Raw genomic sequence first — 17,597 nt, forward strand, 5'->3', positions numbered from 1 at the left:
ACGGTCTAATTTTTTTGAATTATTTCAACGTAAGGCAAGACTAGTTCAGGAGGACAAGTTTATGAGTAAACGACGGGAATTGTGGTTATTAGTTTTATTGGGAACATTAAGTGCCTTCGGGCCGTTATCGATGGATATGTATTTACCAGCGTTGCCACAGTTGCAGCAGCAATTACACACCAGCGCTTCGCTAACACAATTATCGATCACAACTTGCTTGATTGGCTTAGCAGTTGGCCAAATTTTCATCGGTCCTTGGAGTGATCGCGTAGGTCGTAAGTTGCCAACCTTACTGGGCATGGTCGGCTTCACAGTAGCATCAGTCTTAGCCGGTTTAGCAACCAACGTTTGGTGGCTAATTTTTCTACGCGCAATTCAAGGCTTAGCCGGTGCGGCTGGATTAGTTACTTCACGAGCAATTGCCACCGACTTATTTAGCGGCAAAAAATTGACCAAATTTTACGCACTATTAATGGGCGTCAATGGTATTTTTCCCGTAATCGCACCAATTATTGGCGGTTTCGTACTGACCTTCACAACTTGGCATGGTATTTTTTATATTTTAGCTGGTATCGGCGCCTTACTATTGCTTAGCGTCTGGCTAGGCCTGCCAGAAACGCATCCAACGCAAACTACTGCCGCAGAAAAACCTGTCGCAATACTGATCACTTTACTGCATGATCGTGTCTTCATGGGTTACACCTTAGTCACTGGTCTAGTTTCTGGTGGTTTATTCGCCTATATCTCCGGTTCATCATTTATGCTACAAAATATTTTTGGCCTATCATCACAAGGATTCAGCCTAGTTTATGCACTAAATGGCCTTGGCATCGTCATTATGTCACAACTAGCCGGTTATTTAGCTACTCACTTTAATGAATACCGCGTTCTACAAGGCGGCGTGCTCGTTGCTTTAGCTGGCGCACTAGCACTGTTTGTAACACTCTTTTTACCACACAATCTGATTGCCGTCCTGGTGCCGTTATTTTTAATTGTTTCAATGGTCGGTATCGTCAGTACTGTCGCCGCCTCAATGGCCATACAGCATGCCCACGTTAATGCCGGTAGCGCCTCAGCATTACTCGGGTTAACGCAAAATTTGATTGGTGGAATTCTATCCCCTTTTGTCGGTCTCATGGGGCAAAACTCGTATTTACCAATGGCATTGCTGATTTTAGGCTGTGAAATTGCGGCCTTAGTGGTTTACCAACGTAGCTTAGCCCCGCTCCGCCACTAAAGTACGACTGGCCGCGTGATCTTTTGACTACCCGCAATCACTAAGCCAAAATCCTGATCCGTTAGCGGCTTATCCACACGCAGACCATTTTGCGCCAAAATCGTAAACGGATAATCCATTGCCACCGCTACTTTTAAATAGCGATTGATCAAGGTTTTACCCATCCGTCCGTTAATATAGATCCGCATCCCCGGATAACGCGCCAAAACGTCACGCACCAAACTTTCGGCTTTTGCCGTGCGCAATTGCTTAATTGTTAACGCCAACGCTACCCGCTCACGGAAGTTACCCAGAAACGAACGCTTCTCATCCGGCTTCAATTGCGGCTGCCCGAATACGTGATTTTTTAAATAAGCTTGAATATCATCTGACATTTTCGTAACCTTCCTTCACTGATTTTGTTCTACTGCCATGGTACAATAGACTCATTACAAATCAACCGAATGTTGGCGCCGTCACAAATTTAATCCCAACATTCACAGTTGCACGGCTTTCATCTAAGCGGCACAACTGTAAAGGAGTCTTCATTATGATTATAAAAAAAGCATTACCCAATAATTAATCATAACTCAAGTCAAAGTGGCCGCTATTTGCCACTCATGGAGGAAATATGCAAGAAATCGAATTAACTAAAGTATTGATCGGCGGCGTCAGCCAGAACCAAGCTTACTTTGAAAGCGATATGACTGAATTAGCCGAGTTAGTCAAAGCAAACAAAATGACCGTGGTCGGTGATATTCGGCAAAATTTAGAGCGTTCAGTGGCAGCTACTTATTTTGGTAGCGGCAAGTTGCTGGATATTCGCCAACTAGCTGAAGAAAACGATGCCCACACCTTAGTGGTCAACGACGAACTCAGCCCGTCACAGATTCGTAATCTAGAACAAGAATTAAAAATGACGTTACTGGATCGCACTGGCTTGATTTTAGCAATTTTCGCTAACCGGGCCCAAAGCCGTGAAGCCAAGGCGCAAGTTCAAATCGCGCGTCTGCAATACGAATTACCGCGCTTACGGGTCGGCGAACAAGCCAACTTGATGCAACAAGGCGGCGGCCCTGGCTTCGCCAATCGTGGTAGTGGTGAAACTAAGCTGGAAATGAGCCAACGAACGATCAAAAATAAAATCAGCCAGCTGCGCCATGAATTAAAAACGTTGGAAGTTGCGCAACAAACTAAGCGTGCACAGCGTGAACGGGCTGAAATTCCAACGGTAGCGCTAGTTGGCTACACCAACGCTGGCAAGTCCACAACGATGAACGGACTATTGCGCTTGTTTAACGCTGATACCACCAAAACAGTTTTCGAAAAGGACATGTTGTTTGCGACTTTAGATACTAGTGTCCGCGAGATCCTGTTGCCAGATAATAAGAAATTCCTGCTTAGCGACACAGTTGGTTTTATCAATAAATTACCAACGCAACTGGTCAAAGCTTTCCGTTCGACCTTGGCCGAAGCCGCTAACGCTGACCTTTTGATCCAGGTAATTGACTTTTCTGATCCTAATTATGAAGAGATGATCAAGGTCACCGAAAAAACATTACACGCGATGGGTATCGACGATGTGCCGATGATTTATGCTTATAACAAGGCTGATCGTAAACCAGATACTGAATTTCCAGTGGAAACCAGTGATCACGACTTGGTTTACGCCGCAACTGATTCCGCTTCGCTGCAATTACTGACCCAGATGATCACCAAGGAATTATTTGCAGATCTGACTAAGGTCACTTTCTCGATTCCGTTTGCCGCTGGTAAGTGGGTCGATTACCTCAATGAACGCACTAATGTATTAAAACAAGATTACACCGCTGATGGCACTCAGATCACAGCCGAAGTCGGTCCTGAAGATCGCCAACGCTTGGCCGATTACATCACGACGGTTTAACTGCTAATGCAACGACACTATTCATTTAATGTCGCTGCATTTTTATTTAGTCCACACACGACATCACTTATAATGAGGGTAAAGTATTCGCTGGGGGTGCAGTATAATGGCACTTAAATATTATTTACTACTCATCATCTGTATTGCTATCATTGCCCTAGAAATCTGGTTCAGCACTTGGTTTAGTGTCTGGTGGCTAGTACTACTAGTTCCAACGCTATTAGTCAGCTTGATCAAACTTCACCGACGCAGGTAAAAGAAGTGCTACTGTTAACGCCATGATTCAGCGGGTAACGGTAGCACTTCTTTCATTTGACTAAATTTAGTTCAGGTGTAGTCGCTTTACCGAATAAGACGCGATACCGTAGGCTGATGCCGATGGAAACGATGAAACCTAAGGCCGCGATGATCACATCGACGAGCATGATGCCGTGCATATTAGTTTGCGCTAATGCGCCGGTAATCAGCGGAATCGAAAATGATGCCAGCGCGCCGGCAGTATAGAAGATACCCGTGACCAGCCCTTTGCCGATTGGAAAAAACTTCGCCATTGTGGTTAGGCCTAATTGCATCACACCTCCTGCTGCAAAGAACCCAACACTAAAGCCACCAATACTGAGTACAATTGGCGTAGGAAATTGCCACATTGCAACGATTGCCAATAACGCCATGAACGTGTAGCCCACTTGAATCGTCAGCGGTTTGACTAAGCGATTGACCATCACTGCTGTCAAAATTACACTAGCAATCGAACCGATACTGTAATAACTCAACAAAGCGTGCGCAGCTAAACTACCCATTCCCGCCACAGATGCACCATATTTGGTCAGCCATTGCGCAATCAGATAGAAGGTAGCCATTGATAAGTAGCCGTACATAACGAACAGTACGCCGTCGAGGTACCATTTAGCCGGTGTTTTTTGTGCTGCTTGTTCACTGGCACTTAGCTGTTTAACTGCCGCTTGACTAGGAAAATCTGCGCCCCAAAGCAGGAACGCATTTAACAGGATCACGGCAACGACAAACAGCATTGACCAGCCATACCATAAATGGCCAACTGTTAACAAGCCAATGATCAGCGGAATAAATAATTCGCCTAAGGACATGAAGGCCTTAAGCATCACTGTGGCCGCTCCATCGCGCTGTGGGAACAAATCAATCAGCGTTGGATAAGTTCCCGTATCCAAACAAGAATTGGCGATCCCCGATAAAACACTGAAGCCAAAAGCAATGTAAATATTAGGACTAAGTAAGATGCCAGCGTAGAAAACAACGAAGGCCCCCATTCCCAGCATGACAAATGGTCGCCGCCCAAAGCGGTCAGATAGGAAGCCCGATAATAGATAAACCAATAACCGGCCAACCCCTAACGCCGAGATAACAAAGGCCACGCCAGCAGTTGTTGTGTGCCAGTGTAGCCGTAGAGCATCCATATTTTGCGCTAAAATAATTTGGCTGATCCCAAGTACAAAATAATTTAAATATAGTCCTAGAATAAGTCGCTTAGATTGCATAATGTGACACTTCCTGACCGATTAATTGTTGGATTTGTTGACTTACTTCTTCTGGTGTCCGCGCATCCGTGGTGACCGTATGCGTTGCGACTGATTGATACAGTGGTGCCCGCCGTTGCCATAGCTCACGTAAACCAGACTCACCCAACTGTTGTACTAACGGTCGACCGTCGTCACCTTTAAGCCGCGTAAAAATTGCCGCTGGTTCCGTTTGTAAATAAATCACTGGAATCGTGGTGGTTTGCAACAATTGGCGATTAGCCGCTGATTCAACCACACCGCCACCAGTTGATAAGATGCCGCTTTTAGCAAAGGCCTGCTGCAATACTTGTGTTTCCAACTGACGAAAGGCAGTTTCACCTGCATCCGCAAAAATTTGTTTGATCGACTTGCCAGCACTGGCAATAATTTCATCATCTAAATCAATTTGCGGGCGCTTAAAGTTAGCCGCTAGTACCTCCCCAACTGTTGTTTTGCCGGTGCCCATGAAGCCAACTAAAATCACATCTAACATTCTTTTACGCCCTCCTTAAAATATTGATTTGTTGTGCTGCCAGCAGTTGTTGTGCTTGTTGTTGTGCTGCTTCGCTAGCAAAAGTTATCTGTAAAATACCATTTAATTCTTCCCGTGTCTCCAGCACTTGAATATTGACTAACTGAATTTCCGCCTGCGCCAAAATCGTAGTCACTTCAGCAATAGCGCCAGTTCGATCAGGAATATCAACAAAAACATCGAAGAAACCTGGAATAGCACCCGCTTTTTGCGGGTTGATTGCGTCGCGGGTCACCTTTGCTTGATTAAAAAAGTCTAACAACGCGGTTTGATCACGGGCAGTCATTGCCTGCTCTAAATCAGTTAAGTCCCCAATGTAACGGTGTAAAATTTGCTGAATTGGTGCCGTATTAGTCAGCAGAATATCGGCCCACATTTGTGGATCCGAGGAAGCAATTCGCGTCATGTCACGAAAGCCCCCCGCAGCTAAACGCAAAGCAGTCGGTGAATCTTTAAATTGTTGTGTTGTTTCATTAACTAAGGTGGCGGCTAGCATATGCGGAACATGACTGAGCATACCAACAATATGGTCATGCTCAGTCGGTTCAACCTGCAAGAATTTAGCATTGGTACCAGCTAATAAACGTTGTAACCGCGCAACTTGTAGTGGTGCTGTCTGTTGTCCCGGCACCAAAAAGTAGTAAGCACTCCGAAAAAGATCAGCGTTAGCGGCGTGAACGCCTGATTTGTGTGAACCAGCCATCGGATGACCACCAATCACCGTTACACCCTGCGTCAGTAATGGTGCTGCAGCGGCCATTACAACCTGCTTAGTGCTGCCAGTATCAGTAATGATCACATTTGGTTTTAAAGTTAACGTGGCTAATAATCGTAATGAAGCGGCAATTTTTTCGACCGGCGTGGCTAAAATAATAACGTCTGCTTGTGGCGCAACAGCCGCCAAACCAGTTCCGATTTCATCAATAATGCCTGCTTGTTTAGCAAAACGCAGACTACTTAAATTTTGATCTAAACCAATCAGATAAGTGTCAGCCACCTCCTGTTTAAGCGCAAGCGCGAGTGAACCGCCGATCAAACCCAAGCCTTCAATAATCACTGTTGTCATAACTGACACCTCCTGTTTCGTTTTATTTTATGAAAACATAGTTACCAAGGCCTACTTTTTTATAAAAAAAGGTCCCTGCTGTCTTGTCGACAACAGGGACGATTTACCGTGGTACCACCCAGCTTCAGAATTAATTCTGCACTCATAATTAGATAATGGCTAAGTCCATCGGCGCCACAAAATAATTCATGCTGTTACCCTGCTTGGCTTGCACCGACCGCCAATTCTCTGTTCACTGAGGTAATACACTACTTTTGTCATTGTGGTGACAAAATCGATTATTAAATTATTATGAGAATAGCACATAGAATGAAAACCGTCAAATTATTTTTCAAAACAGTTACGATCAAGCGCGCTTGATAACGCGCTTAATCCTTATTCAGCTTGCTTAGCGCCATATTGATGGTTTTATTTTTATCAGTGACAATCACGATTGTTCCTTGGCCTAGGAAATCAGTTGATCCATTATAATTTAATGTGACTTCTTCAGCCACATCACCATTTTCCTGCATGACTAAAACATAGATATGTTCGGCATCATGGTCATCGCTAAAGGCCATTGCCAGTGGCGATGAAACAATTTTCTTTTTAGTGCGAAAATCACTTACTGTTTGCCATAATAAACTAATGACAGTTGCTGGTACACGTTCTTTTACTTCATCTGCAGTTTGACGCTTTTTTGTTGGTTCAAACATGTCGCTACCTCTTTTTTAGAATTTTTTATACTTCACCACTAAGGCGCGTAGTTGCAAAGTCCGCAACTGCATTTCCTCAACTTAACCCGTTTCGGTCACCGCAAGAAACATGGCTCTACTCCATTAACAGGTTGATTATTAGCTAAGCCCGCTAATAATCTTTGATATTCCGGGCGACGTCCATTCTTGTGGCCAAAATCATGCCGCAAGAAACATGGCTCTACTATACCAAACTTTCACAATTTCTTAAACTAAATCGTCGCCAAAAATGACCAGTTAGGGGTACAATAGACCTATAGAAGCAAATCGCACAGAAAGTGGTGGTGACCATGATGATCCAAGTAAGTATTCTGATGATTCTGTTAATGGCTGGTTTGATCGGTGTTAATTTACGGCAACGGCAAACCGTTAAAGTTCGCGTTGAACGGCCAATGAACCGAGCAATGTTAGCTCGTGAATATGCCGCCGGCCGCTTAACAACCGCTGAATATCAACGGGCCTTACGCCAATATCGTTAATAGATGAACATAGTAAGGGAATTACTTTTGCTATGTTTCCACTAGTTCAGTGATAAGTTTCCGTTAATAATGAGGAGTTGTGCCAAATTATTTTGGTAACAGCTCTATTTTTTTGCCTAAACTTAGTCAGCTTAGGTATAATGAGATTAAATTAAATTCTGGAGGCTATGTTATGACACATGTAACAATTCTCGGCAGTATCAATGTCGATACGATTCTCCAAATTCCCCGCTTACCTAAACCAGGTGAAACGTTGGCCATGAGCGGTAAGCAAGTTGCTGGCGGTGGCAAAGGGGCTAACCAAGCAATCGCTGCGGCGCGCGCAAACGCAGAAACAGCTTTTATCGGTAAAGTTGGCGACGACGCTAACGGTAAGTTGATGTTAAAGGCCTTGAAAACAGCCAATATCGACGTTACCCAAATCAGTACTAGCAACTACGCTGACACCGGTGAAGCGTTTATTTTACTCGATGATAACGGTCAAAACAGTATTCTCGTTGATGGTGGCACCAATCAGGAAATCAAAATTGGGGATATCGAAACGGCGCAAGCAACGATTGAAGCAGCTGATTTCTTAATTGCTCAATTTGAAACGCCGTTGACTACTACCTTAGCTGCTTTCCGTTATGCTAAATCAGTCGGTGTTACGACAATTTTAAACCCGGCGCCGGCCAAAACTAATCTCGACCCAGAATTGTTAGCCTTAACTGATTTAATCGTGCCCAACGAAACTGAAAGTGAGACATTAACTGGTATTAAGGTGACAGATGAAGCTAGCATGACCGCTGCCGCAACAGCCTTACTCAAGCAAGGCGTTAAGGCCGTTATTATTACCGTTGGCGCTAAAGGTGCCTACTATCAGACAAATGCCAACAAAGGCTTTGTGGACGCCTTTAAGGTCACTGCTGTCGATACCACGGCGGCTGGCGATACCTTTATCGGTGCCCTCAGCTCACAACTTGAACCTGATCTGAGTAACTTAGCGGCTGCCGTTCTTTTCGCCAATAAAGCCTCTTCACTGACTGTGCAAAAACTCGGCGCACAGCCTTCGATTCCGTACTTGAATGAAGTTTTAGCTGATGGTGATGTTAAAAAAGCGTGATTCCACGGAATCACGCTTTTTTTCGACGCCAACGTTCCCACCAATCACGGACCTTGCCCGGAATTGGTTGAATTTCACCATAAAAATGTTCCTCAACCAGTCTGTTTATAAAGGCGCTGAGTAGTAAAATCTGTGCAATAAAGACCAGCCAAAACATAATCACAATAAAAGTCCCAATTGCCCCGTAACTACTGACGGAACGGGCAAAGTAGCGCACGTACAAAGCAAAAAATTGCGCCAGCACTAGCCAGCCACTTGCCGTTAGTAACGTTCCAGGTATGACGCAACGTAAATGGAGACGGACGTTAGGTAGAAAATAAAAGAGTAACAGTAAGATAACCAGTAACCCTAGACCAGTAACTGGCAGTTTAAATTGGGCAAAGACACGCGCAATCACAGTTGGCAGATCTAGACGTGGCACGATGTAATTTAAAATATCTTGGCCAAAACCGAACACTAAAACTAATAAGGCCATGATCAATACAAAAAAGAAAGTTAAAACTAACGATAAAATTCGTGTCAATAAGGCATTTTGTGGGGTTTTGATTCCGTAGGCTTGATTAACACTATCGCGTAAACTAACAATACCACGACTAGCCGACCACAGTGTGATCACCGCCCCAATCGATAACAGACTGCCGCTTCCTTGTGTTAAAAAGCCTTTTATTTGAGGGGCTAAGGCCGTATAAATCGAAGTTGGCACCAGCGCTTGAATATAGGACATAACTTCCTTAACCGGAATATTCAAAAACGGCAACAAGTTACCTAGAAAAATCAGCAACGGAAAAATCGATAACAACGCATAGTAAGCTACCACCACCGCATTTTTGCTGATATTGGCTGCTTGATAGGCGTCAACTAACGGTTTACTTTTCTGTTGCCAAATCGATAACTGCTGCCGGATTTTTTTCATCTATGGTGACCTCGCTTTCTAATTTTAGTATAACAAGTTCACCATTAAAAAAGAAAAATCGTGCTAGATTGCTAGCTGGCTCACGAAGGTTGCAAAGTCAGGTGCCACAGTCGTCTGTTGTTGTTGATCGCCACGAACAACACTCGGCGCGCCTGCTTGCGCATAAGAAAAAGCTAAGTAACGTTGTTCACTAGCAGCAAAAATTAGTAACGTTTCAGCTTGCACTGCAGTTAAAAAATCCTGACGGGCAGCTTGATTTAAATAAATTAAGTCAGCGGCAACATTATCCTGACTGATTCCAGCAAAGAAATAGCCAAAGCCTTGTAGTACACCAAGTTCACGCAACATCTGTTGGTACCCACGTGGTAGTGGCAAAGGTAATTCAGTAGCTAAATCAGCTAATTGATCGGTTGTTAGGCGACTGTCTGGCAAAGCGCGCAACTTTTGTTGTGCAATTAATCCCCGCAAGGTAGCTAACAAATCTGGGTGGTGCGCGACTGATACATTTTCAACATCAAGCGGCGTTTCAAGCGCGCTTGAACTTGGCTCATCGTCTGACAACAGCGCTAGATTTTGTGCTAAAGCACTAGTTTGACGCGGTTCTTGCTTAACTAAGCGTTGCTGTCGCTCTTGGGTGGCTCGCTGTAAGTTTTTCAATTTATTTTTCAATTGTTTTTGCCGCTTAACCATAAACTATCGCTCCCTTCAATCGAGTCTGAGGATTTCCCGTTTCTTCGCTTCGAATTCCGCTGCCGTTAACAAGCCTTTTTCCTTCATATCCAAATATTCCATGATCAACTGACCATTAGCAACGAAGTCAGCTTCGCCCCATTCACTATTCTTATCGATCTGCCGTTCTAAAGTCTGCTGTAGCTCCTTAATAAATGGCGCATCTGAATAACCAAACCAGAAATCGACTATTTGCTCTGGCGCCTTTTTATCTAATTGATAAGACAGTTGAAAATGGCCATCATCTTCTTCGGTCGGCAAGTGCATCTCCATCCCAACCAACGCAGTGCGCGGAACAGAAGTGGTCATTGATGTCCGTCTTAAGCCGTGCTTAATTGTTTGCTCAATTACCAACTGTCGTTCGTCCAAAGTCACTTTGACCGCACTAGGCTGCTTCACTTTAATTTCCATCGGCTAGGCTCCCTTAAAACTATTTACCCTAAGTTTACCCTGCTAACCGTTGAAGTACAATAATCACGGCGTAAGTATTTCAAGACAAAAAAACGCCACCAGTCATTGGTGACGTTACATCATGCTTATTGAACTGAATAGTTTGGCGCTTCCTTAGTGATCTGAACATCATGGGGATGCGATTCACGTAATCCTGCTCCGGAAATGCGAACAAATTGTGCGTCGTCAGCTAAACTTTGTAAGTTAGCGGCGCCGACGTAACCCATCCCAGAACGCAAGCCACCGACCATTTGGTAAACGATATCGGCTAAGCTACCTTTGTATGCGACACGACCTTCAATACCTTCTGGCACCAACTTGTTGGCCTCGTTAACACCACTCTGGAAGTAACGATCAGAAGAGCCATGTGAGCTGTCCATTGCGGCCATACTACCCATACCACGGTAAGTCTTAAAGCGGCGGCCTTGATAAATTTCAAATTCGCCAGGTGCTTCATCAGTCCCAGCCAACATTGAGCCCAGCATAACGGCGTTACCACCAGCAGCTAAAGCTTTTACAATATCGCCAGAATACTTGATTCCACCATCAGCAATGATTGTTTTACCATATTCACGGGCAACACTTGCTGCATCATAAATGGCCGTTAACTGCGGTACGCCAACTCCGGCAACGATACGAGTGGTACAAATTGAGCCAGGTCCAATACCGACCTTCACGACATCAACACCAACATCGTATAAAGCGCGCGTTGCGGCGGCTGTAGCGACGTTACCAGCAATCAAAGTTGCTTCTGGGAAGCGGGCACGAATTTCACCGATTTTACGGATCACACCAGCTGAATGGCCATGAGCAGTATCGATAATAATTGCATCTGCACCAGCTTCAAGTAAAGCTTCAGCGCGCTCGGCAGTATCGCTGGTCACGCCAACAGCGGCAGCAACTAACAAACGACCTTGATCGTCTTTGGCAGCGTTAGGAAATTCAACGGCTTTTTCAATATCCTTGATTGTAACCAAGCCACTCAAACGGCCGTCAGCGTCAATCAATGGTAATTTTTCAATTTTATGTTGTTGTAAAATTTGCTCTGCTTTGTCTAAAGGTGTTCCTTCAGGTGCTGTTACTAGCGGTTCCTTAGTCATTACTGTATCAATTGCTACCGTATAATCACTGACAAAACGAATGTCGCGGAAAGTGATGATACCGACTAATAAGCGATTAGACAGTGAATCAACGATTGGTACCCCACTGATGTGATAGCGTTTCATCAAGTCTTCAGCTTCTTGAATCGAATGTTCTGGAGTTAAATAGAATGGATCAACGATAACGCCACTTTCAGAACGTTTAACTTTGCGTACCTCATCGGCCTGTTGTTTGATCGTCATGTTCTTATGGATCACGCCGAGCCCACCTTGGCGCGCCATCGCAATCGCCATTTCTGATTCCGTGACCGTATCCATACTAGCACTCATGATTGGTATGTTCAGATGCAAATTTTTAGCAAGCTGCACACTGACATCAACATCGTGCGGCAAAACATGACTTTCAGCAGGAACTAACAATACATCATCAAACGTGTAACCTTGTTTCGCAAATTTCGTGTCCCAATTAGACATGGCGATTATCCACTCCTTCAGTAGTTGAGTTAAATTTTTGACTAAAATCAAAGCCTAGACCGGTAACTTTTGCACCAAATAAACGCTGTTATCGGTTGTTAAATTGATTTAAGTTTACCGACTAACTTACCAGAGATAAGTAGTATCGTCAAGACTTTTTAATCGTTTTTTCATAAACAAAAAATCACAAATATTATTTTATGTTCGGTTTTTACACATAATAATATTTGTGGTTATATAATTGTTCGTAAATAAAAATGTGGCGACACTGAGGTCGACCACGCTTTTATTTAAAAGACTGTATTTTTAATGTTAAATTTACTCTTGAGATAAATACGAATCCCTAGTGCAGCGGCACCGATAACGATATAAACTACTGCTGGTAAGTTAGCATTCAACGGCCCAGGAATCATCATGACTAACGTATAGGTCCCCGTTAATACGATGAAGAACAGGACACCATAAATTAGCATCCGCCAAATTGGTATTTTGCGTTTACCACCACGTGCCAGAGTCGTTTGCATCATCATGATACCGTAACCAGCTACGATAGCCAGAATAAGTTCTGACAGAATCCCAGCTTGGCCCGTCTGAACTTTCGAACTCTTAGTGAAGAAGAACATGATACCGTACATCAAGTTGAAGACCATGAAGACCATTAATGAGCTGTCCAACATCAACAACCATTTATTTTGGCCGGCATTCGGATCAGCTCTAGGGCCAGCAATAACTGCCGCTACATGCTCTGTGACGGTGCCAAATAACTGCCGCGCCGTTTGGCCTTGTTTTTGACCGGCGATCATTTTTGCAATTGTTTCATCGATTGCCTTTTGCTGCTTTTCCGAACTTAGCTTAGTTTCTGCCAAGGCTTTTTTTAAATGATACAAGTAATCTTGATTCTTTTTGGTTAATTCATCAGGTAAATCGCTGGCTGGACTTTGCTTTTGATGCTGCTGCACGCCAGCATTACGCGCCTGCTTATCTTCGCTCATTTTTTCTCCTCCAAATTAAACGTTGAATCTAAATTCAATGATATCGCCGTCTTGTACGATATATTCCTTACCTTCTGAGCGTAATCGACCAGCTTCCTTGACTTTTTGCATATTGCCAAACTTGTCTAGGTCTGCAAACGATACTGTTTCAGCGCGGATAAATCCACGTTCAAAATCAGAATGGATAATGCCAGCTGCTTGTGGTGCCTTGATACCGCGTTTAAACGTCCACGCCTTGGTTTCTTTGCCGCCAGCAGTGAAGAATGTCCCTAAGCCTAGCAAATGGTATGACGCACGAATCAAGCGATTTAAGCCAGGTTCCTCAACGCCTTCTGCTTCAAGAAAATCAGCCTTATCAGCATCATCTAACTCGGCAATTTCTTCTTCAGTTTCAGCACAGACAGCAATTGTTTCTGCGCCTTCCTTAGCCGCGTAATCAGTGATTTGTTGCACGTAAGGGGACTTCTCAGGTTCAGCCATATCGTCTTCAGCAATGTTAGCCACGTATAAAATTGGTTTTGCCGTCAACAAGAACAAGCCCTTAACGATGGGTTGTTCATCTTCATCGAATTCAATGGAGCGAACGGAACCACCATTTTCCAAAACAGGTTGGATCTTTTCCAAAACTGCTAATTCAGCTAACGCATCCTTATCGCGTGACTTAGCTTCTCGTTCGACTTTGGCCAAACGCTTGTTAACACTATCTAGATCAGCCAAGCCTAATTCAAGATTAATCGTTTCAATATCATCTAATGGCGCAACTTTACCAGTTACGTGGGTAATATTATCGTCATCAAATGCGCGCACAACGTGAACAATAGCGTCGACGCGGCGAATATTTTCCAAGAACTTGTTGCCAAGGCCCTCACCCTTACTAGCACCCTTAACGATACCGGCAATATCAGTAAACTCAAAGGTCGTGGGCACAATTTTCTTAGCGGGAATGATCTCATCGATCCGTGCCAGACGTGCATCTGGTACTTCAACCATGCCGACGTTAGGATCGATAGTGGCAAAAGGATAGTTCGCCATCTCCGCGCCTGCCTTTGTAATTGCGTTAAATAATGTTGATTTGCCGACATTAGGAAGCCCGACAATACCTGCAGTTAAAGCCATTTTATAAACCACTCACTTTCACAAATTTTGAGAGTGTTGCAAAAGGCACCCAGCTATTCAGTATCGCTGGCCTTTTCTAACACTTTTTTCATTTTACGCGTAAAATCACGCCGTGACATCATCACAATGTGTTGACATTGGGTGCATTGAATCTTGATATCCGCACCAACGCGGATGATTTGCCAACGATTAGCGCCACAAGCATGCGGCTTTTTCATTTCAACAATATCATTTAAATCGAACAACGCTATTCCTCCTCTGCCACACCTAGTAGATCTAAAATACGATTCAAATCTGCGGTGGATAAGTAATTGATCTCGATTTTACCCTTGTCACCATGGGTTGCAATATTAACTTTAGTCCCAAAATGCTGCTGTAGTTGCGTTTCGCTAGCAGTTAAATAAGGCGATTTAGCTGGCTGTGGCGCAGGCTTGGTGGGCTTGACAGCATTTAACTGACTAACCAAGCGTTCCAGCTCCCGCACGGTCAATTGTTCCTTGATCGTTTTGTTGGCCACCGCGACCATTTTGCTCTTATCCTTCAGCCCTAACAAGGTCCGCGCTTGGCCCATGGACAACGCACCGGCTTCAACAAAGTTCTTCACTGCATTGGGCAGCGTCAATAACCGCAAATAGTTAGCGATGTATGGTCGACTTTTGCCTAAGCGTTGCGCGACTTGTTCCTGAGTTAAATGGAGCTTCTTCATCAGCATATCATAGGCAGCCGCCTCTTCCAATGGATTCAGGTCTTCGCGCTGTAAATTTTCTAGCACCGCAATTTCCATCATCAATGGCTCGTCAACTTCGCGGACCAACGCCGGAATCTCCGTTTTACTAGCTAGCTTAGACGCCCGAAAGCGTCGCTCACCTGCAATCAATTCGTAACCGTTGATACTTTTGCGCACGATCACGGGCTGAAAAACACCATTTTCCTTGATCGACGCTGCTAATTCTTGCAACGCTGTTTCGTCAAATTGGCGCCGTGGCTGGTATGGATTAGGCCGAATTTCACTTAATGCAATCATGGTCACTTGCTCACTGGCTTGCGGCGTGGTGAAATCATCAAAATTGCTAAATAACGCATCCATGCCGCGACCTAAGCTTTTATTTTGCTTACTCATGGGCAGCTAACACTTCCTTTGCCAATAAATCGTAGACTTCTGCCCCTTTAGACCGTGCATCATAATCAATTACCGGTAGCCCATGGCTGGGCGCTTCTGACAAGCGCACATTCCGGGGAATAATCGTTTGGTAAACCTGTTTTGGAAAATATTTACGCACTTCGGCCACGACTTCAGCACCTAAGTTAGTTCGTGCATCAAACATCGTCAACAAAACACCTTCAATACGCAGATCCGGATTAAAATGTTTCTGAACTAATTTGATTGTGTGCAATAACTGACTTAACCCTTCCAGCGCATAGTATTCGCTTTGTACTGGAATTAGAATGCTATCACTAGCAGTGAAGGCGTTGATGGTCAAGTTGCCTAACGCAGGCGGACAATCAATTAAAATATAATCATAGTGTTCGCGCGCCGGCGCCAAGCTTAACTTCAAACGTGACTCGCGCGCCATTAAATTAGTCAATTCAATTTCTGCACCGGCTAGTTGGATAGTGGCGGGCACGATATCTAAGTTTTGGTGCTGTGTATGCTGAATGGCTTGCAATAACGGATATTCATCAATCAAGACGTTATAAATATCATGTTCAATATGGCCTTTTTCAACCCCAACACCACTAGTGGCATTACCCTGTGCATCAGCATCAACGAGTAAAACATGCGCACCGAGCTCAGCCAGACAAGCGCCTAAATTGATGGCGGTGGTGGTTTTGCCAACACCACCTTTTTGATTGGCGATGGCGATTACTTGTGCCATGAATTCAGTTCCTTTCATATTGAAAACTTAATCGGCGGCAACTAACGGTTCACGATTGGGCACCCCAGCGCGCCGAGGATAGCTTTTTGGCGTTTGCCGCTTCTTATCGATCACAATGATATGCCGCTGATCACCGGTTTCTGGCAATTCAAACGCTGCTGTTGTGTTCAATTTACCACCAAGCTTACTGATGGCGTACTCAGCCTCAGCTAACTCGCCATCCGGTAATTGTCCCTTCAAAGCCACGAAGCGACCACCTTTTTTAACTAACGGCAAGCACAACTCACTTAATACGTTCAGTCGCGCCACTGCCCGCGCCGTCACCAAATCGTACTGTTCACGGTGTTCACTACGTTTGCTACCAAAAGTCTCTGCCCGATCGTGGTAAAAAGCGACCTTATCTAAATTCAATTCGCCAGCTAATTGATTGAGAAAATTGATCCGCTTATTTAAGGAATCCACAATCGTAATTTGCAATTGTGGAAAAACAATTTTTAGTGGGATTGACGGAAAACCAGCGCCAGCACCAATATCGCAAATCGTCAGCGCTTCCGTCCGTAATTCTGGTAAATAAAAACTAGGCGTCAATGAATCATAAAAATGTTTCAAATAAACTTCCGGTTCCGCCGTGATGTTAGTTAAGTTCATCTGCTGATTAACCGTCACCAATACATCAAAATAGCGGTGAAATTGCGCCATCTGCTGCGCTGACAAGTCGATACCTTGCTCAGCTAGAGCCGCTTGAAAAGCAGTTGGAGTCATTGCCGCCATCCTCTCTAAATAAATTAAATTTATAGTCTAATTTCGTGAAACATTTGTGTTTCACGTACCTACTAACTGTACCGAAAATCAAGCGCAAATGCAAGCCGTTTCGCGGAAAATGTCCAGTTCCAAATTGGAAAAGCAGTCAGAGCTTAAGCGCTAGACTTTCCGTGTTGCCTGCAAGGTATAATTAGCCGGCTGTGCACTAGCATTATCTTTAATGATATGGAAACCCAAATGAGCGTAAAAATCCAATGCAGCCTGATTACGCTTAACACATTTTAAACGCAGTGCTTTCCGCCGATGTTGCTGCAATTGATGCAATAAAGTACGGCCAACACCTTGTCTTTGTGCAATTGGTGCAACAATCAGTAAATGTACAAAAGCTGCGACTGGGTTAAATGCCGCAAAGCCACAGATACCAGTCGTATTTTCCGCCACCCACAGCTGCTCGCCCTTGGTTTCATTTTGAAAATCAATCAACTGTGGCGCTGCTAACCAAGTAAAAGTTTGCTGGCGCACAACTAAATAAATTTGTGCTAATTGTGGTAAATCAGCTTTAGTTGCCTGACGAATTAGCATTTACCCACCTCCATGTCCAAGTCATTTCAATC

General features: G+C 44.3%; 20 protein-coding genes. 4 read left to right on the top strand and 16 right to left on the bottom strand.

Annotated features, from left to right (window positions below):
* The first annotated feature begins 61 nt into the window (after nucleotides 1-61).
* A complete protein-coding gene (locus EKM80_RS08975) occupies nucleotides 62-1,237 on the top strand; it encodes a multidrug effflux MFS transporter (RefSeq protein ID WP_125552783.1) in 1,176 nt (391 codons plus the stop codon).
* Here EKM80_RS08975 and EKM80_RS08980 read toward each other — a convergent pair.
* Nucleotides 1,234-1,611 carry a DUF1694 domain-containing protein gene (locus tag EKM80_RS08980; RefSeq protein WP_125552784.1) on the bottom strand — a complete coding sequence of 126 codons (378 nt, stop codon included), beginning with the start codon at nucleotides 1,609-1,611 and terminating at the stop codon, nucleotides 1,234-1,236. The genes EKM80_RS08975 and EKM80_RS08980 overlap by 4 nt on opposite strands.
* 236 nt (nucleotides 1,612-1,847) lie before the next feature.
* Between EKM80_RS08980 and hflX the strand changes: the two genes are divergently transcribed.
* Nucleotides 1,848-3,122 (top strand): GTPase HflX, encoded by a 1,275-nt coding sequence (hflX, locus tag EKM80_RS08985; protein ID WP_125552785.1) that lies wholly within the window; start codon nucleotides 1,848-1,850, stop codon nucleotides 3,120-3,122.
* Nucleotides 3,123-3,430: 308 nt separating this feature from the next.
* Here the strand turns inward: hflX and EKM80_RS08990 are convergent, their stop codons facing one another.
* From EKM80_RS08990 to EKM80_RS09005, 4 genes are all read right to left on the bottom strand, one after another.
* Nucleotides 3,431-4,636: an MFS transporter gene (locus EKM80_RS08990; RefSeq protein WP_125552786.1), complete on the bottom strand. Its 1,206-nt coding sequence runs from the start codon at nucleotides 4,634-4,636 to the stop codon at nucleotides 3,431-3,433.
* Nucleotides 4,626-5,150 (bottom strand): shikimate kinase, encoded by a 525-nt coding sequence (locus EKM80_RS08995; RefSeq protein WP_125552787.1) that lies wholly within the window; start codon nucleotides 5,148-5,150, stop codon nucleotides 4,626-4,628. Before EKM80_RS08995 ends, EKM80_RS08990 begins: the two co-directional genes overlap by 11 nt.
* A gap of 4 nt (nucleotides 5,151-5,154) precedes the next feature.
* Nucleotides 5,155-6,255, bottom strand: coding sequence for a prephenate dehydrogenase (locus EKM80_RS09000; RefSeq protein WP_125552788.1), 1,101 nt, complete (start codon nucleotides 6,253-6,255; stop codon nucleotides 5,155-5,157).
* A gap of 368 nt (nucleotides 6,256-6,623) precedes the next feature.
* A complete protein-coding gene (locus tag EKM80_RS09005) occupies nucleotides 6,624-6,950 on the bottom strand; it encodes a hypothetical protein (protein WP_125552789.1) in 327 nt (108 codons plus the stop codon).
* A gap of 329 nt (nucleotides 6,951-7,279) precedes the next feature.
* Between EKM80_RS09005 and EKM80_RS09010 the strand changes: the two genes are divergently transcribed.
* Complete coding sequence (locus EKM80_RS09010; RefSeq protein WP_225418851.1) at nucleotides 7,280-7,468, top strand: hypothetical protein; 189 nt, start codon at nucleotides 7,280-7,282, stop codon at nucleotides 7,466-7,468.
* Nucleotides 7,469-7,640: 172 nt separating this feature from the next.
* On the top strand, nucleotides 7,641-8,570 hold the full coding sequence (gene rbsK, locus EKM80_RS09015) for a ribokinase (RefSeq protein ID WP_125552790.1): 930 nt from the start codon (nucleotides 7,641-7,643) through the stop codon (nucleotides 8,568-8,570).
* Between the two features lie 10 nt (nucleotides 8,571-8,580).
* On the opposite strand, the gene EKM80_RS09020 is transcribed toward rbsK, so the two are convergent.
* From EKM80_RS09020 to EKM80_RS09070, 11 genes are all read right to left on the bottom strand, one after another.
* A complete protein-coding gene (locus tag EKM80_RS09020; RefSeq protein WP_125552791.1) occupies nucleotides 8,581-9,483 on the bottom strand; it encodes a YihY/virulence factor BrkB family protein in 903 nt (300 codons plus the stop codon).
* 63 nt (nucleotides 9,484-9,546) lie between these two features.
* Nucleotides 9,547-10,173 carry a hypothetical protein gene (locus tag EKM80_RS09025; protein WP_125552792.1) on the bottom strand — a complete coding sequence of 209 codons (627 nt, stop codon included), beginning with the start codon at nucleotides 10,171-10,173 and terminating at the stop codon, nucleotides 9,547-9,549.
* Between the two features lie 15 nt (nucleotides 10,174-10,188).
* Complete coding sequence (locus EKM80_RS09030) at nucleotides 10,189-10,623, bottom strand: SHOCT domain-containing protein (RefSeq protein ID WP_125552793.1); 435 nt, start codon at nucleotides 10,621-10,623, stop codon at nucleotides 10,189-10,191.
* A gap of 125 nt (nucleotides 10,624-10,748) precedes the next feature.
* Entirely contained in the window at nucleotides 10,749-12,236 is a 1,488-nt protein-coding gene (guaB, locus tag EKM80_RS09035) for an IMP dehydrogenase (protein ID WP_125552794.1), read from the bottom strand.
* 290 nt (nucleotides 12,237-12,526) lie between these two features.
* Nucleotides 12,527-13,228, bottom strand: a complete 702-nt coding sequence (locus EKM80_RS09040; RefSeq protein ID WP_125552795.1) for a DUF1129 domain-containing protein — start codon at nucleotides 13,226-13,228, stop codon at nucleotides 12,527-12,529.
* Between the two features lie 15 nt (nucleotides 13,229-13,243).
* Entirely contained in the window at nucleotides 13,244-14,344 is a 1,101-nt protein-coding gene (gene ychF, locus EKM80_RS09045) for a redox-regulated ATPase YchF (RefSeq protein WP_125552796.1), read from the bottom strand.
* 53 nt (nucleotides 14,345-14,397) lie between these two features.
* A complete protein-coding gene (locus EKM80_RS09050; RefSeq protein ID WP_125552797.1) occupies nucleotides 14,398-14,589 on the bottom strand; it encodes a DUF951 domain-containing protein in 192 nt (63 codons plus the stop codon).
* A 2-nt stretch (nucleotides 14,590-14,591) separates the two neighbouring features.
* Entirely contained in the window at nucleotides 14,592-15,464 is an 873-nt protein-coding gene (locus EKM80_RS09055; protein ID WP_125552798.1) for a ParB/RepB/Spo0J family partition protein, read from the bottom strand.
* Nucleotides 15,457-16,221: a ParA family protein gene (locus EKM80_RS09060; protein WP_125552799.1), complete on the bottom strand. Its 765-nt coding sequence runs from the start codon at nucleotides 16,219-16,221 to the stop codon at nucleotides 15,457-15,459. Before EKM80_RS09060 ends, EKM80_RS09055 begins: the two co-directional genes overlap by 8 nt.
* A gap of 27 nt (nucleotides 16,222-16,248) precedes the next feature.
* Nucleotides 16,249-16,983, bottom strand: a complete 735-nt coding sequence (gene rsmG, locus EKM80_RS09065) for a 16S rRNA (guanine(527)-N(7))-methyltransferase RsmG (RefSeq protein ID WP_125552821.1) — start codon at nucleotides 16,981-16,983, stop codon at nucleotides 16,249-16,251.
* Nucleotides 16,984-17,142: 159 nt separating this feature from the next.
* Nucleotides 17,143-17,565 (bottom strand): GNAT family N-acetyltransferase, encoded by a 423-nt coding sequence (locus EKM80_RS09070; protein ID WP_125552800.1) that lies wholly within the window; start codon nucleotides 17,563-17,565, stop codon nucleotides 17,143-17,145.
* Nucleotides 17,566-17,597: the final 32 nt, after the last annotated feature.

It is taken from the genome of Loigolactobacillus jiayinensis (assembly GCF_003946445.1).
GTDB classification, from domain to species: domain Bacteria; phylum Bacillota; class Bacilli; order Lactobacillales; family Lactobacillaceae; genus Loigolactobacillus; species Loigolactobacillus jiayinensis.